Source organism: Streptomyces hokutonensis, from assembly GCF_042751305.1.
GTDB lineage: Bacteria > Actinomycetota > Actinomycetes > Streptomycetales > Streptomycetaceae > Streptomyces > Streptomyces hokutonensis_A.
In genome coordinates this window covers 798,937-816,955 of record NZ_JBHYWD010000001.1, presented here as the reverse complement: position 1 = coordinate 816,955, position 18,019 = coordinate 798,937, and the positions used below count along the sequence as shown (strand labels likewise).

The window sequence follows — 18,019 nt, the reverse complement described above, 5'->3', positions numbered from 1 at the left end:
TCATGTCCTTTGTTGAGGAGGGCCTTCCTTCCTGGGTGGACATGAACGGTGTGCGCATCTCGGTGCTCCTCGGTCGTCGGTGACTGCCGCCGATCAGTGCAGCAGAGCGGCGGGTGCGGCGGCAACGGATTAACGTCCGTAAAGGGACTGTGGCGGTGAGAGGAGCACGGCGTGCGGGAGATCCTCCCGGAGCTCGGGCGCTGGTACGCGGCCCGGGAACCGTTCGGCCTGGCCACCGTCGTCGCGGTGAGCCGCAGCGCGCCGCGCGACCCCGGTGCGGCCATGGCCGTGGGCCCGGACGACGAGGTCGTGGGCAGTGTGTCCGGGGGCTGTGTGGAGGGGGCGGTCTTCGAGCTGGCGCGGGAGGTGGTGGCGAGCGGCGAGGCCCGGCTCGAGACCTTCGGGTACAGCGACGAGGACGCCTTCGCGGTCGGGCTCACCTGCGGCGGCGAGATCACCGTGCTGGTACGGCCCGTCACACCGGAGGCCGATCCCGCGTTCGGGGCGGTCGCGCGGTCGGTCGCCGCCCGCGAACCGGTGACCGTGTCGACCGTGATCGACGGCCCGGCACCGCGCGGAGCCACCCTCGCCGTCTGGCCGGACACGGTGGGCGGCACCCTCGGCTCGACCGGCCTCGACGTGGCGGTCACCGCCGACGCACGGGGTGAACTCGCCCTCGGGGCAACGGGGTTGCGGCACTACGGGCCGCGCGGTGAGCGACGCGAGGACTCCGTCACCGTGTTCCTGCACTCGTTCGCGCCGCCGCCCCGGATGCTGGTCTTCGGCGCCATCGACTACGCGGCGGCGGTCGCCCGGATCGGTGACTTCCTCGGCTACCGGGTCACGGTGTGCGACGCCCGCCCGGTGTTCGCGACGCCGAAGCGCTTCCCGGCGGGCGTCGAGGTGGTCGTGGACTGGCCGCACCGGTATCTGGCCGCCACGGACACCGACGAGCGGACGGTGATCTGCGTCCTGACCCACGACCCGAAGTTCGACGTACCGCTGCTGGAGGAGGCGCTGCGCAGGCCGGCCGCGTACATCGGGGCGATGGGCAGCCGCCGTACGCACGACGACCGTATGAAGCGGCTGCTCGAATCCGACCTCGACAAGGGCGAGTTGGCCCGCCTGCGCTCACCGATCGGCCTGGACCTCGGCGCCCGTACGCCCGAGGAGGTGGCCGTGTCCGTGGCCGCCGAGATCGTCGCGCTGCGGTGGAGCGGCACGGGGATGCCGTTGACCGGGGTGGCGGGGGCGATCCACCGGGCGCGGTCCGGGTGAACGGTGGGTCACCTGGGCGGCAGCCGGTGCAGTACGAGATCCGTCAGGGTGCCGTCCGTGACCGTCGCCGTGAGATAGGTGCAGTGCGGCTGGCGTCGGCGGTCGGTCGGGGAGCCCGGGTTCAGGAGCCGTAGACCGGTGGGGGCCGTGGTGTCCCAGGGGATGTGACTGTGCCCGAAGACCAGCACGTCCAGGTCCGGGAAGCGGGCCGCGCAGCGCTCCTCACGGCCCTGGGCGGGGCCCGTCTCGTGCACTGCACCGAAGCGCAGGCCGCCGAGCTCGGCGTACGCCACCTCGGGGAGCCTGGCGCGCAGCTCGGGGCCGTCGTTGTTGCCGTACACCCCGACGAGTCGACGGCTGCGGCTCTCCAGCAGGTCGAGGGTGGCGGTGTCGACCCAGTCGCCGGCGTGGAACACGACGTCGGCGCGCGGGAGTTCGGCGAGAATCTGCGCGGGCAGTTCCCTGGCGCGCTTGGGGAGATGGGTGTCGGACATCAGGAGCAGACGCACGGGGTCAGCCTAAGTTCATGGTGCCGTCAGGGCTTGGCGCCCACCCCGCATCACATGGGGAGGGGGCCGGGCGTCGGGGTGTCCTCGGAGTCGGGCGCCAGGCGGGGAGTCGGACGACGCCGGGGTCGAGGATCTGCGTGCCGTCGAAGAAGCGGGTGACGTCGGCGTGCGGGCGTGGGGTGGCGCCCGCGTGTTCGGCGGCGCGTTCGTTGTAGACGCGCATCGACTCGGCGCCGATGTCGGCCGCGGGGTGGGAGAGGACGAGGGCCTCGGCGGCCTCCTGGTCGACGGGGTAGTTGTCCTTGCCGCCGAGCCAGGCGTTATGGACGTGCTGCCTGCGCGCAGAGCAGTACGCCCGGAGGGATCTTCAGGTCAGACTGGTCAGTCAGAACTGGATGGTTTCCGCTGCCGGCTCTACGGTGGCGCCCATGGATCAGCACGGCTCCCGGACACCGGCCGACATCTCGGACTCCGCCGCCCGCTCCGCGCGGGATCTGCGGGTCGTGTTCAGCCGGCTGCGGCGCCGGATCCGTGAGGTCGCGACGGACGAGGACCTGACGCCCTCGCAGGAGTCGGCGCTCACCCTGGTCGGCAAGCACGGCGCGGCCACGGCCAGCGCGCTGGCGTCGGCCGAGGGGGTCAGGCCCCAGTCGATGGCCGCCACCCTCGCCGCCCTCGACCGGCACGGGCTGATCCGGCGCGGCCCCGACCCCGAGGACGGCCGCAGACAACTGGTCACCCTCACCGAGGCGGGCCGCGAGCGCATCGCGGACAACCGGCAGGTCCGCGAGGAGTGGCTCGCTCGCGCCTTCGAGGACCGCTACACCGAGCGGGAACGGCGGACGATCGTCGACGCGCTGACGCTGCTGGAACGGCTGTCGGAGCAGTGACACCGCCCGCGCGGCCCACGAGCACGGCTGTCACATGACCCTGGCCACGGACACGACGAGCGACCTGGACCCGTCTCGCACGCCCACAGCATCGAGTGGATCTTCCCGGCTCGGGCGAAACGGGCACAACGGCGGAAATCCTGGAACTTCTGGCCAAGACCCACGACGGGAGCCGACGTCGGCCTACTGTTGGTTAACCGTTGCCCAACACCAGCCCAATGGGCGGCATCGAGACAGACCGGGTTAGCATCACCCCACTCGCGCCGTTCCGCATCGGGCAACGGTCAGCGCAAACAAGGGGGCTAGAAGCCGGATGTCGGTCAAGGTCAGTGTCGTCGTCCCTGTGTACAACCCAGGGCCCTATATCGAGGACTGCATCTCCTCTCTCCTCAGGCAGTCGCTGCCTAACGACGAGTACGAGGCGATCTTCGTCGACGACGGCTCGACGGACGGCACGCCCGCGCGGCTCGACGAGGTCGCCGCGCAGCACCCCCACATCCACGTCATCCACCAGGAGGCGTCCGGCTGGTCGGGCAAGCCCCGGAACGTCGGCATCGCCGCCTCCAAGGGCGAGTTCGTCATGTTCGTCGACAACGACGACTACCTCGGCGACGAGGCCCTGGAGCGGATGTACGAGTACGGCGTGGCCAACGGCGCCGACGTCATCGTCGGCAAGATGGCCGGCAAGGGCCGTGCCGTGCCCGTGGAGCTGTTCCGCAAGAACTACCCGCACGCGTCGGTCGAGACCGCGCCGCTGATGGACAGCCTCACCCCGCACAAGATGCTCCGCCGCGCGTTCCTCGACCGCATCAACCTGCGGTTCCCGGAGGGGCGCCGCCGCCTGGAGGACCACGTCTTCGTGACGGAGGCCTACCTCGCCGCGGACAACGTCGCCGTGCTCAGCGACTACGTCTGCTACTACCACATCAAGCGCGAGGACGCCTCGAACGCCGGCTTCCAGCGCTTCGACCCGGTCGGCTACTTCAAGAACCTGCGCGAGGCCCTCGACGTCGTCGAGAAGTACACCGAGCCCGGTCCGGCCCGCGACAAGATCTACCGCCGCTGGCTGCGCGTGGAGATGATGGAGCGCCTCGGCGGCGGCCGTCTCCTCAAGGCTCCGGACGACTATCGCCGGCAGCTCCTCAAGGAGATCCGCGGTGTCATGACCGAGCGCTTCGGCCCCGGCGTCGCCGCCGGTCTCGGCCCGCGGCTGCGGGTCGTCGCCGCCCTCGCCGCCGCCGACCGCTACGACGACCTGGTCGAGCTCGCCGAGTGGGAGGCCTCCCTCAAGCCGCAGGCGGCCCCGGGCGAGATCGAGTGGCGGGACGGCAAGCTGCTGGTCCACTACCGGGCCGAGTTCGTCATCGACGGCAAGCCCGCGATCTTCCCGGCCCAGGGCGCGCCCGCCCCCAAGCACCCGGAGCCGAAGAATCTCGCCGAGGCGACGGCCATGCTGACGGCCGACGCCACGCACGTCTTCAAGAAGGCGACGGCCGACCTCGTCGTCCGCGAACGCACCAGCGCCGCCTCGCACTTCCAGCCCGTGCAGATCTCGCACGAGGCGGTCCCCGAGGGCGACGGCGTCCGCCTGGTGCTGCACGCCACGGCCACCGTCGACCCCGCCACCGCGGCCGGCGGCGCCCCGCTGGCCGGCGGCCTCTGGGACACCTACGTCCGCGTCGTCATCGGCTCCTGGAACAAGGAGACCCGCCTCGGCCCGGTCCCGCAGCACGGCGAGAACGCCGGACACGCCGGTGTCGTCGCCGGCCAGGTGTTGCTCCCGTACTACACGGAGCCGCACGGCAACTTCTCCCTCGACGTCGACAAGGCGAGCAAGCGCCTCGGCCTCGCCGACCTCAAGCCCGGCGACTTCACGGTCACCGGCGCCCGCGTCGGCGTACTGCTCCCCTTCTACGTCCCCGCCGCCACCGACGTACTGCTGCGCCTGACCCACAAGGCGTCCGGTACGACCCTGGACGTGCCCGGTGTGGTCTCCCCCGAGTCCTCCGGTGCGCGGCTGGCGGCCGAGGTGCCCGCCACCGAGCTGAAGGACCTCGCGTGGGGTGCCTCGGTGTGCCTGACCCCGACCGCGACCGGGCAGCGCTTCCTGGCGCTGCCGGTGCGGCTGGCCGGTGACGCCGGCGGTATCCGGGTGGAGGCGGCGCCGAAGGCCAAGCCCACCGAGCCCAAGCCCGCGCCGAAGCCGGTGGCCGCCAAGCCCAAGCCGGGGCTGGCCCGCCGGGTGGCGCGCAAGCTGAAGCGCGCGCTGAACAAGTAGCACCACGCAAGCAAGCCATTTTGGAGGACGGAAGAACGTGCGAGCACTGGGAATCGAAGGCGCCTGGGTCCTGGAACCCAAGGTCTTCCCCGACGACCGGGGCAGTTTCCACGAGTGGTACCGCGGCGAGGAGTTCCGCGAGGCCACCGGGTACGACCTGACCCTGTCCCAGGCCAACTGCTCGGTCTCGCGGCGCGGTGTGCTGCGCGGAGTGCACTTCTCCGACGTGCCGCCGAGCCAGGCCAAGTACGTGAAGTGCGTGCGGGGCGCCGTCCTGGACGTGATCGTGGACATCCGCGTCGGCTCTCCCACGTTCGGTCAGTGGGAGGCCGTCCGGCTGGACGACGACAGCAAGCACGCCGTGTTCCTCGCGGAGGGTCTCGGTCACGCGTTCATGGCGCTGACCGACGACGCGACGGTGGTGTACCTGTGCTCGACGGGGTACGCGCCCGGCCGTGAGCACGGGATCAACCCGCTCGACCCGGCGCTCGGCATCGAGTGGCCCGAGGGGTTCGAGCCGGTGCTGTCGGAGAAGGACGCGGAGGCTCCGACACTGGCAGAGGCGGAGCAGTCAGGACTTCTTCCGTCCTACGCGGACTGCTCCGCCTACTACGAGCGACTGCGCGGTGGCCGGCTCGGCGACTGACGCCGAGCTGCCTCACTGAGCGCCGACGGGGGCTCCCCGCCGCAGGACCACTTGGTCCGACGGCGGGGAGCCCCCGTCGTTTGTCCCCCGGAAACCCGCACGGACCGCTGCCGAACTGCGCTCTCTGGCCAGGTGTTGTCGCGGAAAAGCGTCAAGAGGATCGAACAAGTCGTCGCTCGGCTGCTTCAAGTCAACATCCACGATGCCTCTACGCCTTGATCGCTTCATCCTCTACTGTCGCTCAGGAGTCGAACACATATCCGAATCTGGATGGACTCGTTCCACTAGAGGCACCACGTTCATCAAAGGAGACAGATGAAGCGCAAGCTGATCACCGTGCTCGGACTGGTGGCGGCCGGGATCTTCGCGGGGGCGGGAACCTCCTCGGCGGCCGACGCGGGCGTCTTCACGACCACCGGAAAGGGCTATGCCGCATGGACGGAGAACGGTGACACCCTGACCGTCTGTGATCTGGACGGCGACGGCTACGGTGTGCGTGGCTACATCTACACGCCCTACGCCAGTGCCCCGCAGAACGGCACGGTCCTCATCAAGGGGAACGACCCGAGTTCCGACAACAACTGCGCGAGCTTCGCCGCCAACCTGAGCGAGACGATCCACATCTCGATCAAGGTGTGCGAGTACGCGGGTGACGTCGTGACGTACTGCGCCTACACGCCCATCCGGTAGGCCTGACACAGCGGAACACGGCACTCTCCACCATCTTCGGAGAGTGCCGTGTTCCGTTCGTCGTCCTACGAAGTACTCGCGGGCGAGGTGCCGTAACGGGCCTTCAGTGCCCGCTTCTTGTTCGTGCCCTCGGCGTTCACACCCTTCTCGATGATCACGAGATTGTGGAAGAAGTGCACACCGCGGATGTTGCGGTCGTAGTACGTGGGCTCGTAGCCCTCGGTGACGAACTCCTCGTAGTTCAGCCCGTCCGTCAGCCGCTTGAGCAGGCCCATGCTGGTGTCCGGCGAGTCGAGGTCCTCACTACCCATCCACTCGGGCCAGTACGAGCTCTGGGTGTCCTCGACTACGTAGATCCCGCCATCGCTGAGCAGCGGGAACAGGGTGTGGAACGTGGTGATGACGTGCGGGCTGCGGTGACTGCCGTCGTCGATGATCACATCGAGTTTGCCGATCTTCTCGGCGATGGACAGCAGCGACTCGGGGGCGGACTGGTCGCCGATGAACGTGGTGATCCGGTCCTCGTCGACGAACGACTTGTCCTGAATATCCATGCCGTAGATCTGCGCCTGCGGGAAGAAGTGCTTCCACATCCGCAGCGACGCACCGCCCTCACCGGCCCGGTTGTAGCCGCCGATGCCGATCTCCAGCAGATTGAACTCCTCGCCCCTGAGGTGCTGCAGGTAACGCTGGTAGTGCTGCGCGTACTTGTGGGCGCCCCACTTGTCGGTCTTGAAGTGTGCGGCCAGCTTGCACAGATCGTCGGAGATCGCGGCGACACCCGTGGGCTTCGGAGGAGCCACAGGCGCCTTCGGCCGATTATTACCGACCGCCTTCCGCTTGACCCGGCGCAGCGCCTGCCAGCCGCGCTCCCCGACAACGGGTTTGACGACCTTCTTCACGACAGACTGGATCGACATGCTCCGAAATCACCCTCCGAAATAGTCAGTTCAGGGACGGCAGAGCCGCTGCCAGCGCCTCTCGCCAGTCCCGGAGCGGTTCCAGCCCCGCTTCCTTCCACCTGTCATGCCCGAGGACGCTGTACGCAGGCCGCGGCGCCGGCCTCACGAACGCCTCGCTGTTGGTGGGACGCACCCGGTCCGGGTCGGCCCCGATCAGTCGGAACACCTCTCGGGCCAGTTCAAACCAGGTCGCCTCACCGGAGCTGGTGGCGTGGAAGATACCGTGCGAGCCGTCCCTGTGTGACAGCTTTGCGCCAAGGAGCACGACTTGCTGGGCCACGTCCGCGCTCCAAGTCGGCTGACCACACTGGTCGTCGACCACGTCGAGGGTGTCCCGACGGGCCTCCAGCTCGATCATCGTGCGCACGAAATTGCGGCCGTGGGCTCCGTAGAGCCACGCCGTGCGCACCACCGCGCTCGCCCCGGGAAGCTCTTCCAGGACGGCCCGCTCGCCGGCCAGCTTGGTACGGCCGTACGCGGTGCGCGGGGCGGTGGGGTACTCCTCCGGGTACGGCGTGCTGCGGGCCTCGCCGTCGAAGACGTAGTCGGTGGAGACGTGCACCAGCCGCGCGCCCGAGGCGGCGCAGGCGCGGGCCAGGAGCCGGGGCCCCTCGCCGTTGATGCGAAGGGCCCGCTCCTCGTCGGTCTCGGCGTCGTCGACGGCGGTGTACGCCGCGCAGTTCACCACCACGTCGGGGTGGTGTTCCGCGAACGCCCGGTCCACCGACGCGGGGTCGGTGATGTCCAGGGCGGTGCGGTCGAGACCGACGAACTGTTCACCGCGCCGGGCGAGTTCGTCGAGCACGTCGTGGCCGAGCATCCCGCCGGCACCGGTGACCAGCCACTTCATCAGCCGCGCTCCACCCTTGCCTTGAGCGGCTCCCACCAGGCGCGGTTGTCGCGGTACCAGGCGACGGTGTCCGCGAGGCCGGTGGCGAAGTCGTGCTTCGGGGTGTAGCCGAGCTCGTCGTGGATCTTGGACCAGTCGACGGAGTAGCGCAGGTCGTGGCCCTTGCGGTCCTCGACGCGCTCGACCGAGTCCCAGTCCGCGCCACAGGCCTCAAGGAGGAGGCCGGTGAGCTCCTTGTTGCTGAGCTCGGTGCCGCCGCCGATGTTGTAGACCTCGCCGGCCCGGCCCTTGGTGCGCACGAGCTCGATGCCCTGGCAGTGGTCCTCGACGTGCAGCCAGTCGCGGACGTTGAGGCCCTCGCCGTAGAGCGGGACCTTCTTGCCGTCGAGGAGGTTGCTGACGAACAGCGGGATGACCTTCTCGGGGAACTGGTGCGGCCCGTAGTTGTTCGAGCAGCGGGTGACGCGCACGTCCAGGCCGTGGGTGCGGTGGTAGGCCAGGGCGAGGAGGTCGGAGGAGGCCTTCGACGCGGAGTACGGCGAGTTGGGCGCCAGCGGGTGGGTCTCGGGCCAGGAGCCGGACTCGATGGAGCCGTAGACCTCGTCGGTGGAGATGTGCACGAACGGCACGGTGTACCGCAGGGCCGCGTCCAGCAGGACCTGGGTGCCCACCACGTTGGTGCGGACGAAGTCGGCGGCGCCGTTGATCGAACGGTCCACGTGGGACTCGGCGGCGAAGTGGACCACCTGGTCCGCCTCGGCCATCAGCTTGTCGACCAGCTCGGCGTCGCAGATGTCGCCCTGGACGAACTCCAGGCGCGGGTGGCCTATGTCCAGGTTGTCGAGCGTGCCGGCGTACGTGAGCTTGTCCAGCACCGTGATGCGGGGCGCGTCGGGCGCGTCCGAGGCGAGGAGCGTGCGGACGTACGTGGAACCGATGAAGCCGGCGGCGCCGGTGACGAGGAGATTCATGAACGGATCTGCACCTTGCTGTGGTCTCCGAGAACGAGGCGGTGGGCGCTGGGTACCCCCGGAGCGGGGGTCACTTCGACGTGCTTGCCGATGAGCGAGGACTCGATCCGGCCCACCCCGGCGATGGACGAGTCCTGCAGCACTATGGAGAACTCCAGCTCACTGTCGGTGATCCTGCAGTTCTCCGCGACCGAGGTGAACGGTCCGACGTAGGAGTCGCTCACGACGGTTCCGGACCCGATGACGACGGGTCCGACGATGCGCGAGCGCTCGATGCGCGCGCCTTCCTCGATCACCACGCGGCCGATGGTCTCGGAGGCGTCGTCGACCTCGCCGTCGATGCGGCGGTCCATGGACTCCAGGACGGTCCGGTTGACCTCGAGCATGTCGACGACGTTGCCCGTGTCCTTCCAGTAGCCGTGGATGACCGAGGAGCGCACGTCGGCGCCGTCGTCGATCAGCTGCTGGATGGCGTGGGTGATCTCGAGCTCGCCGCGCCAGGACGGCTTGATGGCGCGCACGGCGTCGTGGATGGCGGGCGTGAAGAGGTAGACACCGACCAGAGCGAGGTCGCTCTTGGGGTGCTCCGGCTTCTCCTCCAGGCCGATGACCTGGCCGGACTCGCTCAGTTCGGCGACGCCGAAGGAGCGCGGGTCGGGCACGTGGGTGAGCAGGATCTGCGCGTCGGGCTTGTTGGCCTGGAAGCCCTCGACGAGACCGGTGATGCCGCCGACGATGAAGTTGTCACCGAGGTACATCACGAAGTCGTCGTCGCCGAGGTACTCGCGCGCGATCAGAACCGCGTGGGCCAGTCCGAGGGGACGGTCCTGCGGGATGTAGGTGATCTTCAGGCCGAACTTCGACCCGTCACCCACCGCCTCCTCGATCTCCGCCGCGGTGTCACCGACGATGATGCCGACCTCGGTGATGCCCGCGTCGGCGAGTGATTCGAGCCCGTAGAAAAGGACGGCCTTGTTGGCCACCGGGACGAGCTGTTTTGCCGATGTGTGTGTGATCGGCCTCAGGCGGGATCCAGTGCCGCCGGAGAGAACGAGAGCCTTCATCGCTTCACCTTAGCGTCATCTTTGGACATGCATCGTTCCTCCCTATGTTCGTTTATTACGACCATCCAACGATAGGTGGGACGGGAGGTGTCTAAACGCCCGGCGGATCGGACAAATCACCCGCCACGCGCTCCACGTCCGCGACGACCTCGGCCCGGTCCAGGCCCTCGTCCTTCGCGTACTCGCCCACCGCGGCCTGCGCGTCACGGCTCAGATCGCGCCAGGCCCGCCAGGCGGTCTCGTAGGTCTCGGTCTGGGTCTCGGTCCAGGGTTCGTGGGCGGGGGCGCCGAGAGCGTCCCGCATCTCCTTGACCCTGGCGCGCGCCTGGTCGGCCGCGCGCTGCTTCTCGACCAGTTCTTCGAAGGTGTGTGCCACAAGCAGGCACCCCATCACGGGGAGCGCCCGCAACCGCTGCGACCTGCCGTTACGTGCCCCGACGGGCACCCGTGCGGCCGTCTACCGGTCGAGCGCGATCTCGGCCCACACCTGTTTGCCGCCGCTCACCGGCACCGTGCCCCAGGCCGCCGACATGGCCTCGACGAGGAGGATCCCGCGGCCTCCGGTGGCCTCCCAGCCGATGCTGGTCGGTTTGACCGGGGTGCGCGGCGAGGAGTCGGCGACGGCTACGCGGAACCGGTGGTTGACGAGGGTGAGGTCGAGGCGGACCGGCCCGTCTGTGTGCACCAGGGCGTTGGTGACCAGCTCGGAGACGACCAGGAGGATGGTGTCGACCTCGTCGGTGACGCCCCAGACCCTCAGGGTGCGCTTGGTGAAGCGGCGGGCGTGCCGGGCCGCCTCGGGGACGCGCCACACCGTCCAGTTCTCGCGCCGGGGCCGGGTGGCGAGGCCGTCGTAGCGCATGAGGAGCAGGGCCACGTCGTCGTCGCGGCGGGCGTTGCCGAGCAGGGCGTCGGCGACGAGACCGAGGTGGGCTGGGTCGGAGACGGCGAGGCCGTGGGCGAGGCGGTCGAGGCCCTCGTCGATGTCGGCCTCTTTGGACTCCACCAGGCCGTCGGTGGTCAGCGCGATGACCGTGCCGGGCTGGAGCCTCAGCGGGCTCATCGGGAAGTCGGCCTGGGTGACCACGCCGAGCGGTGGGCCGCCGTCCAAGTCGGGGATCTCGGTGCCGCCGTCCGGGTGACGCAGGACGGGCGGCAGATGCCCGGCCCGCACGTACCAGGCGGAGCCCTCCTCCATGTCGACGTCGACATAGCAGCAGGTGGCGAAGAGGTCGGTCTCCAGGTCGATGAGGAGCCGGTTGGCGTGCGAGACGACGACGTCGGGCGGGTGTCCCTCGACGGCGTAGGCGCGCAGCGCGGTGCGCATCTGGCCCATGAGGGTGGCGGCGCCCGCGTTGTGGCCCTGGACGTCGCCGATGACGAGCGCCACGTGGTTGTCGGGCAGCGGGATCACGTCGTACCAGTCGCCGCCGACCTCGAGACCGGCCGTGGTCGGCAGATAGCGGGCGACGGCGACCCCGCCGGGCAGTTTCGGCAGCCGGCGCGGCAGCAGCTGGCGCTGGAGCATGCCGACGAGCTCGTGTTCGGCGTCGAAGGCGTGGGCGCGCATCAGGGCCTGGCCCGCGAGGCCCGCGGATGCGGTGAGCAGGGCGCGTTCGTCGGGTCCGAAGACGTGCGGGTCGTCCCAGCCGATCAGACAGGCCCCGGACACCCGGCCGCCGGCGGACAGCGGCAGCACGGCGAGGCCGCCGGGGCCGACCTCGGCGAGGGCGGGTTCCAGGTCGGTGCCGGCGGGCCAGATCGCGGCGCGGCCCTCGCGCAGGGCGGCGGCGAGGGTGGGCATCGTGCGGACGGGCGCGTCGGGCCATTCGCTGCGCCACTCCTGGCGCCACAGCTCGGGCCAGGACTCCGGTTCGGGCGGGTCGAGGACGGTGACGACGAGCCGGTCGCCCTCCAGTTCGGCGAGCGCGATCCGGTCGGCGCGCAGCGGTTTACGGAGGGCGGCGACCACGGCCTGGCTGACGTCACGGACCGTGCCGGCCATGGCGAGAGCGGCTGCGAGGCGCTGGACGCGGGCCACGTCGTTGACGCCGGAGCGCAGCTGGGAGGCATCGCCGACGGTGCCGACGAGACGGGCGGGGCGGCCGTCGCCGCCGGGCAGGAGCCGACCGCGCAGCCGCAGCCACTTCGGCGGTCCCGAGGGCTGCAGGACCCGGAACTCCAGCTCGCGGTCGCCGATGGCCATGTGGTCGGCCTCCACGACGGACATCAGCGAGGGCAGATCCTCCGGCACGGTCAGTCCGAGGAGGGTCTCGACCTTGCCGTCGAACTCGTCCGGCCCGAGCCCGAACAGGGTCAGGATGTCGCCGCCGACCTCGACGCGTCCGGTGTCCATGGCCAGGTCGAAGGAGCCCGCGGGCAGCTCCTCGCCCGCCACGGCCTCGTCCGGGACCGGGATCGCGACGGCCTCGGCGATCAGCGTGAGGCAGGCGCGGTCTTCGGTGTCGAACCCGGCCGGGTGCTCGCTCACCGCGAGCAGGGAGCCGCCGCTCCGGTCGCCGCGCACGGGCAGGACGGCCAGATGGAACTCCGCGGTCGGCAGCCGTCGCGAGTCGTCGCCGACGGCCAGTTCCTCGGGGCCGAGCCACACCGGGCGCCCGGACCGCCGTACCTCGGCCACCGGTGCTCCCCCGGACGCCGGATAGCCGTCCCGCAGTCCGTAGAGCGTGCGCGGCACACCTACCGACTCGACGAGACACAGGAGGTCGGCGTTGTCACCGGGCGTGTACACCCCGACGAAGGTCGCACCGGCGAAGACGAGGGCCTGTTCGAGGACCCGGCGCAGCCGTTCGCGGGAGTCGAGATCGGTGGTGAGCGTTTTGAGGGCAAGTTCGGCCCGCAGCGTTCTCGTTCTGCGTCCCTCAGCGCCCTCACTGACCACGTCCGCAATTACAGCGCTTATGCGGCTGCCGCGCAGCCCCTGTGACCGTTCCGTGGAGATGAGGGGCCGGATGGCCCTCAGTGCCCGGGGCCTGTCCGGCGGCGGCGGCCCCGCTCGCCGTGCGCGCCGGGCCGCCAGGGTGGAGCCTGAGCCTGAGCCCCGAAACGGCACGGCCGGGCGAGGAGGTGGTCGGCGTGTCCGACGGGCAGTTGTCCCGGCACGTGTCCGGACAGGCACCGGACGGCCGGCCGATGCTGTCGCTCGCGCTGGCCGCGATGATGGACGCCGTCCACGCGCACTCGGGCGCGGTCTATCTGCTGACGCCCGACGAACCGGTGCTGGAGATGGCGGTGATGGCGGGCCTGCCCCGGGCGTTCGCCGCGCCGTGGGAGCGGGTGGGGCTGAGCGCGCCGATCCCGGTCGCCGAGGCGGTGCGCGAGCGGCGGCTGATCTGGGTCGGCGGCGAGGAGGACATGGCCCGCCGCTATCCGCGGATCGCGGTCGTGCTGCCGTATCCCTTCGCGCTGGCGGCGGTGCCGGTGGCCACCGGGTCCACGGTCTACGGCTCGGTGTTCGTGACCTGGCCCGGTTCGCATCCGCCGGTGCTGTCCGACCGGGACCGGGAGCAGCTGACCAGCGCCTGCGGACGGCTCGCGGTGCGGCTGGAGCAGGCCGTGGAGGAACGCCGGCCGGCGCGTGCGGAGCCGGATCTGCTGGCGACGGGGCCCGCGACGAGTGTGGCCGGGACGCTGGGCACGGTCGAGGCGGCGCGGATGGTGGCCCGGCTGCCGTACGGGCTGTGTTCGCTGGATCTGCACGGGCGGGTGGGCTTCGCGAACGCGGCGGCCGGGGAGCTGCTCGGGATCTCGGTGAGCAGTCTGCTGGGCACCCAGTTGTGGGCGGCGGTGCCCTGGCTCAACGACCCGGTGTACGAGGACCGTTACCGGGCCGCGCTGCTCAGTCAGCAGGTCACGTCCTTCGTGGCGCTGCGGCCGCCGGGCGAGTGGCTGTCGTTCCGGATGTATCCGAACACGATCGGGCTGAGTGTGCGGATCAGCCGGGCGCGGGCGGTGACGGAGCTGGGCCGCGCGGCGCCGAGGGCGGGAGAAGGGCCGTCGCGGCTTGTGACCATCTCCCAGGTGCTGAGTCTGGCGGGGGCGCTGACCGAGGCGGTCGGGGTGGAGGACGTGGTGCAGCTGATCGCGGACGAGGTCGCGCCGGCCGTGGGCAGTCAGGCGCTGGTGGTGCTCGGTTCGCGGGGCGGGCGGCTGCATGTGCTGGGGCACCGCGGCTATCCCGATCCGCATGTGGTGGAGCGCTTCGACGGGATGGCGCTGACCGAGTCGACACCGGGGACGGCCGCGCTGAACAGCGGTGTGCCCGCGTTCTTCGACTCACGGCAGGACCTGGAGCGGCTGTATCCGAGCCGGAACGCCACCCCCGACGGGTTCGAGGCGTGGGCGTATCTTCCGCTGGTGGCGTCCGGACGGCCGGTCGGCACCTGTGTGCTGGCCTACGCCGAACCGCATGTCTTCCCAGCCGACGAGCGCGCGGTGCTGACGAGTCTGGGCGGGCTGATCGCGCAGGCTCTGGAGCGTGCGCTGCTCTACGACGCGAAACACCAGCTGGCCCACGGACTGCAGGCCGCGCTGCTGCCGCACTCGCTGCCTTCGCTGCCGGGGATCGAGGCCGCCGCCCGCTATCTGCCGGCCACTCAGGGCATGGAGATCGGCGGCGACTTCTACGACCTGGTGACCACCTCGGGTCCGGCGGCGGTGATCGGCGACGTCCAGGGGCACAACGTGACCGCGGCCGGGCTGATGGGCCAGATCCGGACGGCCGTCCGCGCGTACACGACGGTCGGCCAGGCCCCGGAGGAGGTCATGCGCAGCACCAACCGGCTGCTGATCGACCTGGGCGTGGAGCTGTTCGCGAGCTGTCTGTATCTACGGCTGGATCCCGCGCGCGGTACGGCCGTGATGGCGCGGGCCGGGCATCCGCCGCCGCTGTTGCGCCGTCCGGACGGGCGGGTGCGGGTGCTGGACCTGGCCGGTGGTCCGCTGCTGGGCATCGACGCCGACGCGACCTATCCGACGACGAAGGTGGATCTCGCGCCCGGTTCGGTCCTCGCGCTCTACACCGACGGGCTCATCGAGTCCCCCGGTGTCGACATCGAGGATGCCCTGGCCGAACTGGGGCAACGCCTCGCAGCGGCAGGGGACTTGCCGCTGGAGGAGATCGCCGACGAACTGGTGCGGCACAGCGCCGCGGCACAGGAGCGGGCCGACGACGTGGCGCTGCTTCTGCTGCGGGCCCGGAAGCCGGGCCCGAACTGACGTATACGCAGGGCGGTCCGGCCCTCCCGCCGGAGGGCCGGACCGATCCACCGCCGACCTGAAACGCTGGAAGGGGTCGGATCAGTGGTTCGAGGTGAGCGAGGAGCCGTCGTCGGCTCCGGTGCCCGTCCCATCTCCAGTGGCGTCGCCGGTACCGTCGGTCGCGTTCGGGTCGACGGCGCCGGACTGGTCGCCCGTGCCGTCGGTCGCGGACGGGTCCACGGCTCCGGACTGGTCGCCGGTGCCGTCGGTGGCCGACGGGTCGGCCGCGGTCGCCGACGGGTCCGCCGTCGCGGTGTCGCCCGCACCCGCACCCGCACCCGCGCCGGCACCCGCGTCGCCAAGGGTGGCCCCGGTCGCCGTGAGCGCGGCGGTGACCGGCTGGAAGAAGGTCTCGCCGCCGCTGGTGCAGTCGCCGCTGCCGCCGGAGGTGAGGCCGACCGCGCCGCCGTCCTGGGTGAAGAGGGAGCCGCCGCTGTCACCCGCCTCGGCGCAGACGTCCGTCTGGATGAGGCCGTTGACGGTGTCGACACCGTTGGGGTCGGTCTCGCTCTGGAAGTTGACGGTCGCGTCGAGACCGGTGACCGTGCCGTCGTGCAGACCGGTGGTGGAGCCCATCCGGAAGACCTGGGTGCCGACCGTGGCGTCCTCGGCCTGGGTGATCTGGACGGTCTGGCCGTTGCCCACGTTGACGTCGCTCGTGGTCTGGGTGGCCGGGTCGTCGTACTTCACCAGGGAGAAGTCGTTGGCGGGGAAGACTGCCTGGTCGACCGTGGCGATCGGCTGGCCGTCCTGCGTGTCCGACCACTGCTTCGCCGCGACACCGCAGTGCCCGGCGGTCAGGAAGGCGGGGGTGCCGTCGCTCGCGGTGACGTTGAAGCCGAGGGAGCAGCGGACGCCGCCCTGGTCGGTCTGGGCGAAGATGGCGTCGCCGCCCGACACCAGCGTCTTGAAGGAGCCGCCGGTCTTCTTGACCGTGGCCATGTCGGTGCCGAGGCTCTTGACGGTCGACAGCACGGTGTCCCACTTGCTGCCCGTGACGGTGCTGTCGGCGAGGACCTGGATCTTGTTGGTCTTCGGGTCGACGGACCAGGCGGTGCCGGGGATGGTGGCCTTGGTCTTCAACACCTTGGCGGCGGCGGCGAGTTCGGCGGTGCTGTTCTGCACCTCGCGCACCTTGGCGCCGGCCTTCTCCGCCTGTACGACGACGTTGTTGTTGTCGCCGGAGATCACGTTGACGACGAGCTGCTGGGTGGCGCTGTCGTAGTAGGACCCGGCGAAGGCGTCGCCCAGCAGTCCCGCGATCTGCGAGGAGAGGTCCGAGGCGCCCGTCGCCTTAAGGGTCTTGGGGGTGGCGGCGCCTGCCGAGTTGTCCTGGGACGCGTTGGCGTTCGGCAGCAGGATCGCCGCCGCTCCGAGTGCAGCGACACCGCCGACAGCTATCGCGGCCTTGCGCTTCGGAATTCGCTTGTGACTCAAACTTCTCGACCTCCTGGGGACCGGGGTCTGTGCCGCCGGGGGTGGCGGCTTATGGGGGCGCCTGGATGCCCGTTGATACGCACGTGTCACGTGAGGTGTTCAATTCCGTTTCTCAACTTCCTTTGCGAAAACGCGAATCGGCCATGTGCAAGCCCTGACCCGGTGCGGGTACGAGGTGGCTGCGGGCCTGTGCGCACGGCGCCTCGGGCCCTGCGCGTCCGGTGTCCGGCGAACGGCCGGATGTCTTGATCGGATCGATGGCCGTCCGAACCGCAGTGCGCACACGCTCAGTTGACCGACTCCCGAACCGGAACAGAGCGCGATCGATCAGTAACGGTCCGTCGAGAAAGGTCGGCGGAATCCTGGCTTCAGGGAATCTGCACAGCGCGTACCCATCGAAGTCACTGGAGTCGACGGATCTGCACATGCACACACCCTCGGAAACGTCTTTGGTGGGGAGTGCCCGATTCCGCTTCGGCGCCGCAAGCCCTCCTGCGGAGCGATGCCGTGCAGCGTGTGAAGAACTCGCCGACACCTCGTGCCCACGCCTGCACGGTTCGCACCTCCTGGGGCTCAAGTGCCCTGGTGGGACGGGAGTTTGATTGGCTGCGCCCGTCAGCGGCGTGCTTTGATCCATCGCACCGCAGGAGCCGCTAGGGCTCCGGAAACGGCGCCCGGCGCCTGCGGTCGCGGCCGTCGTCTGTCCCCAGAGGGGGCCGCTCCCCCCTTGTGAATATCCATATGAAGGGAAGTTCCCCCATGAACTCCACCCCCCAGGTCGAGACCGTTGAGATCTCCGACGCCGAGCTCGACAACGTCTCCGGTGGTCTGTCCGTGAACGCCCTCGGCACCGTCACCGGCCTGGTGGACGGCGTCGCCCCGGTCTCCGGCCTGGTCGACACGGTCGTCGGCACCGTCGAGGGTGTCACCGGCCTGAACGTGGCCCCGGTCACGAACCTGGTCGCCGGTCTCTGATCGCGCCTTGTTCCACCGAGTCCCGGGGGCGGGTGGGGGCGGCGGGGGGCGTGGGGGGGGGGGCGCGTGACTCGGCCGAGCCCGTGGGGGCGCCCGGTGTTGGGGTGGGGGGGGGGGGGGGGTTGGGGGGGGGGGGGGGTTGGGGGGGGGGGGGGGGTGGGGGTGGGGGGGGGGGGGGGGGTCGGGTTG

Annotated in this window: 16 protein-coding genes and 2 pseudogenes; 8 read left to right on the top strand and 10 right to left on the bottom strand. The window is 70.4% G+C overall.

The window, feature by feature from the left end; genetic code table 11:
• The first annotated feature begins 171 nt into the window (after positions 1-171).
• Entirely contained in the window at positions 172-1,278 is a 1,107-nt protein-coding gene (locus ACFXC1_RS03780; protein WP_381238293.1) for an XdhC family protein, read from the top strand.
• 8 nt (positions 1,279-1,286) lie between these two features.
• Here ACFXC1_RS03780 and ACFXC1_RS03775 read toward each other — a convergent pair whose 3' ends face one another.
• The 3 genes and pseudogenes from ACFXC1_RS03775 to ACFXC1_RS03765 all read right to left on the bottom strand — a co-directional run.
• A complete protein-coding gene (locus ACFXC1_RS03775; RefSeq protein ID WP_381238291.1) occupies positions 1,287-1,787 on the bottom strand; it encodes a metallophosphoesterase family protein in 501 nt (166 codons plus the stop codon).
• 4 nt (positions 1,788-1,791) lie between these two features.
• On the bottom strand, positions 1,792-2,010 hold the full coding sequence (locus ACFXC1_RS03770) for an SAM-dependent methyltransferase (protein ID WP_381238289.1): 219 nt from the start codon (positions 2,008-2,010) through the stop codon (positions 1,792-1,794).
• Between the two features lie 48 nt (positions 2,011-2,058).
• A pseudogene (locus tag ACFXC1_RS03765) lies at positions 2,059-2,115 on the bottom strand (hypothetical protein); the annotation flags it as partial.
• 100 nt (positions 2,116-2,215) lie between these two features.
• On the opposite strand from ACFXC1_RS03765, the gene ACFXC1_RS03760 reads away from it, so the two are divergent.
• From ACFXC1_RS03760 to ACFXC1_RS03740, 5 genes and pseudogenes are all read left to right on the top strand, one after another.
• Positions 2,216-2,677, top strand: coding sequence for a MarR family winged helix-turn-helix transcriptional regulator (locus ACFXC1_RS03760; RefSeq protein ID WP_381238286.1), 462 nt, complete (start codon positions 2,216-2,218; stop codon positions 2,675-2,677).
• Position 2,678: 1 nt separating this feature from the next.
• A pseudogene (locus tag ACFXC1_RS03755) lies at positions 2,679-2,874 on the top strand (hydrolase); the annotation flags it as partial.
• 116 nt (positions 2,875-2,990) lie between these two features.
• Positions 2,991-4,955 carry a glycosyltransferase family 2 protein gene (locus ACFXC1_RS03750; protein ID WP_381238283.1) on the top strand — a complete coding sequence of 655 codons (1,965 nt, stop codon included), beginning with the start codon at positions 2,991-2,993 and terminating at the stop codon, positions 4,953-4,955.
• Positions 4,956-4,992: 37 nt separating this feature from the next.
• Positions 4,993-5,601 (top strand): dTDP-4-dehydrorhamnose 3,5-epimerase, encoded by a 609-nt coding sequence (gene rfbC, locus ACFXC1_RS03745; RefSeq protein WP_381238281.1) that lies wholly within the window; start codon positions 4,993-4,995, stop codon positions 5,599-5,601.
• A gap of 315 nt (positions 5,602-5,916) precedes the next feature.
• Positions 5,917-6,291 (top strand): hypothetical protein, encoded by a 375-nt coding sequence (locus ACFXC1_RS03740; RefSeq protein ID WP_381238278.1) that lies wholly within the window; start codon positions 5,917-5,919, stop codon positions 6,289-6,291.
• 65 nt (positions 6,292-6,356) lie between these two features.
• Here the strand turns inward: ACFXC1_RS03740 and ACFXC1_RS03735 are convergent, their stop codons facing one another.
• From ACFXC1_RS03735 to ACFXC1_RS03710, 6 genes are all read right to left on the bottom strand, one after another.
• Positions 6,357-7,211, bottom strand: coding sequence for a class I SAM-dependent methyltransferase (locus ACFXC1_RS03735; protein ID WP_381238276.1), 855 nt, complete (start codon positions 7,209-7,211; stop codon positions 6,357-6,359).
• Between the two features lie 25 nt (positions 7,212-7,236).
• On the bottom strand, positions 7,237-8,103 hold the full coding sequence (gene rfbD, locus ACFXC1_RS03730) for a dTDP-4-dehydrorhamnose reductase (RefSeq protein WP_381238273.1): 867 nt from the start codon (positions 8,101-8,103) through the stop codon (positions 7,237-7,239).
• The gene (gene rfbB / locus ACFXC1_RS03725) at positions 8,103-9,074 is read right to left on the bottom strand and encodes a dTDP-glucose 4,6-dehydratase (protein WP_381238270.1); all 972 of its coding nucleotides are present in this window, start codon (positions 9,072-9,074) and stop codon (positions 8,103-8,105) included. The genes rfbD and rfbB overlap by 1 nt, the downstream gene beginning before the upstream one ends.
• Entirely contained in the window at positions 9,071-10,138 is a 1,068-nt protein-coding gene (locus ACFXC1_RS03720; protein ID WP_381238267.1) for a glucose-1-phosphate thymidylyltransferase, read from the bottom strand. The genes rfbB and ACFXC1_RS03720 overlap by 4 nt, the downstream gene beginning before the upstream one ends.
• A 91-nt stretch (positions 10,139-10,229) precedes the next feature.
• Positions 10,230-10,514 (bottom strand): hypothetical protein, encoded by a 285-nt coding sequence (locus ACFXC1_RS03715; RefSeq protein ID WP_381238264.1) that lies wholly within the window; start codon positions 10,512-10,514, stop codon positions 10,230-10,232.
• An 81-nt stretch (positions 10,515-10,595) separates the two neighbouring features.
• Positions 10,596-13,040 (bottom strand): SpoIIE family protein phosphatase, encoded by a 2,445-nt coding sequence (locus ACFXC1_RS03710; RefSeq protein ID WP_381238261.1) that lies wholly within the window; start codon positions 13,038-13,040, stop codon positions 10,596-10,598.
• 185 nt (positions 13,041-13,225) lie between these two features.
• On the opposite strand from ACFXC1_RS03710, the gene ACFXC1_RS03705 reads away from it, so the two are divergent.
• Entirely contained in the window at positions 13,226-15,376 is a 2,151-nt protein-coding gene (locus ACFXC1_RS03705) for a SpoIIE family protein phosphatase (RefSeq protein ID WP_381239429.1), read from the top strand.
• A gap of 81 nt (positions 15,377-15,457) precedes the next feature.
• Here the strand turns inward: ACFXC1_RS03705 and ACFXC1_RS03700 are convergent, their stop codons facing one another.
• Positions 15,458-16,855 carry a S1 family peptidase gene (locus tag ACFXC1_RS03700; protein ID WP_381238259.1) on the bottom strand — a complete coding sequence of 466 codons (1,398 nt, stop codon included), beginning with the start codon at positions 16,853-16,855 and terminating at the stop codon, positions 15,458-15,460.
• Between the two features lie 759 nt (positions 16,856-17,614).
• On the opposite strand from ACFXC1_RS03700, the gene ACFXC1_RS03695 reads away from it, so the two are divergent.
• Complete coding sequence (locus ACFXC1_RS03695) at positions 17,615-17,830, top strand: type A2 lantipeptide (RefSeq protein WP_328826744.1); 216 nt, start codon at positions 17,615-17,617, stop codon at positions 17,828-17,830.
• Positions 17,831-18,019: the final 189 nt, after the last annotated feature.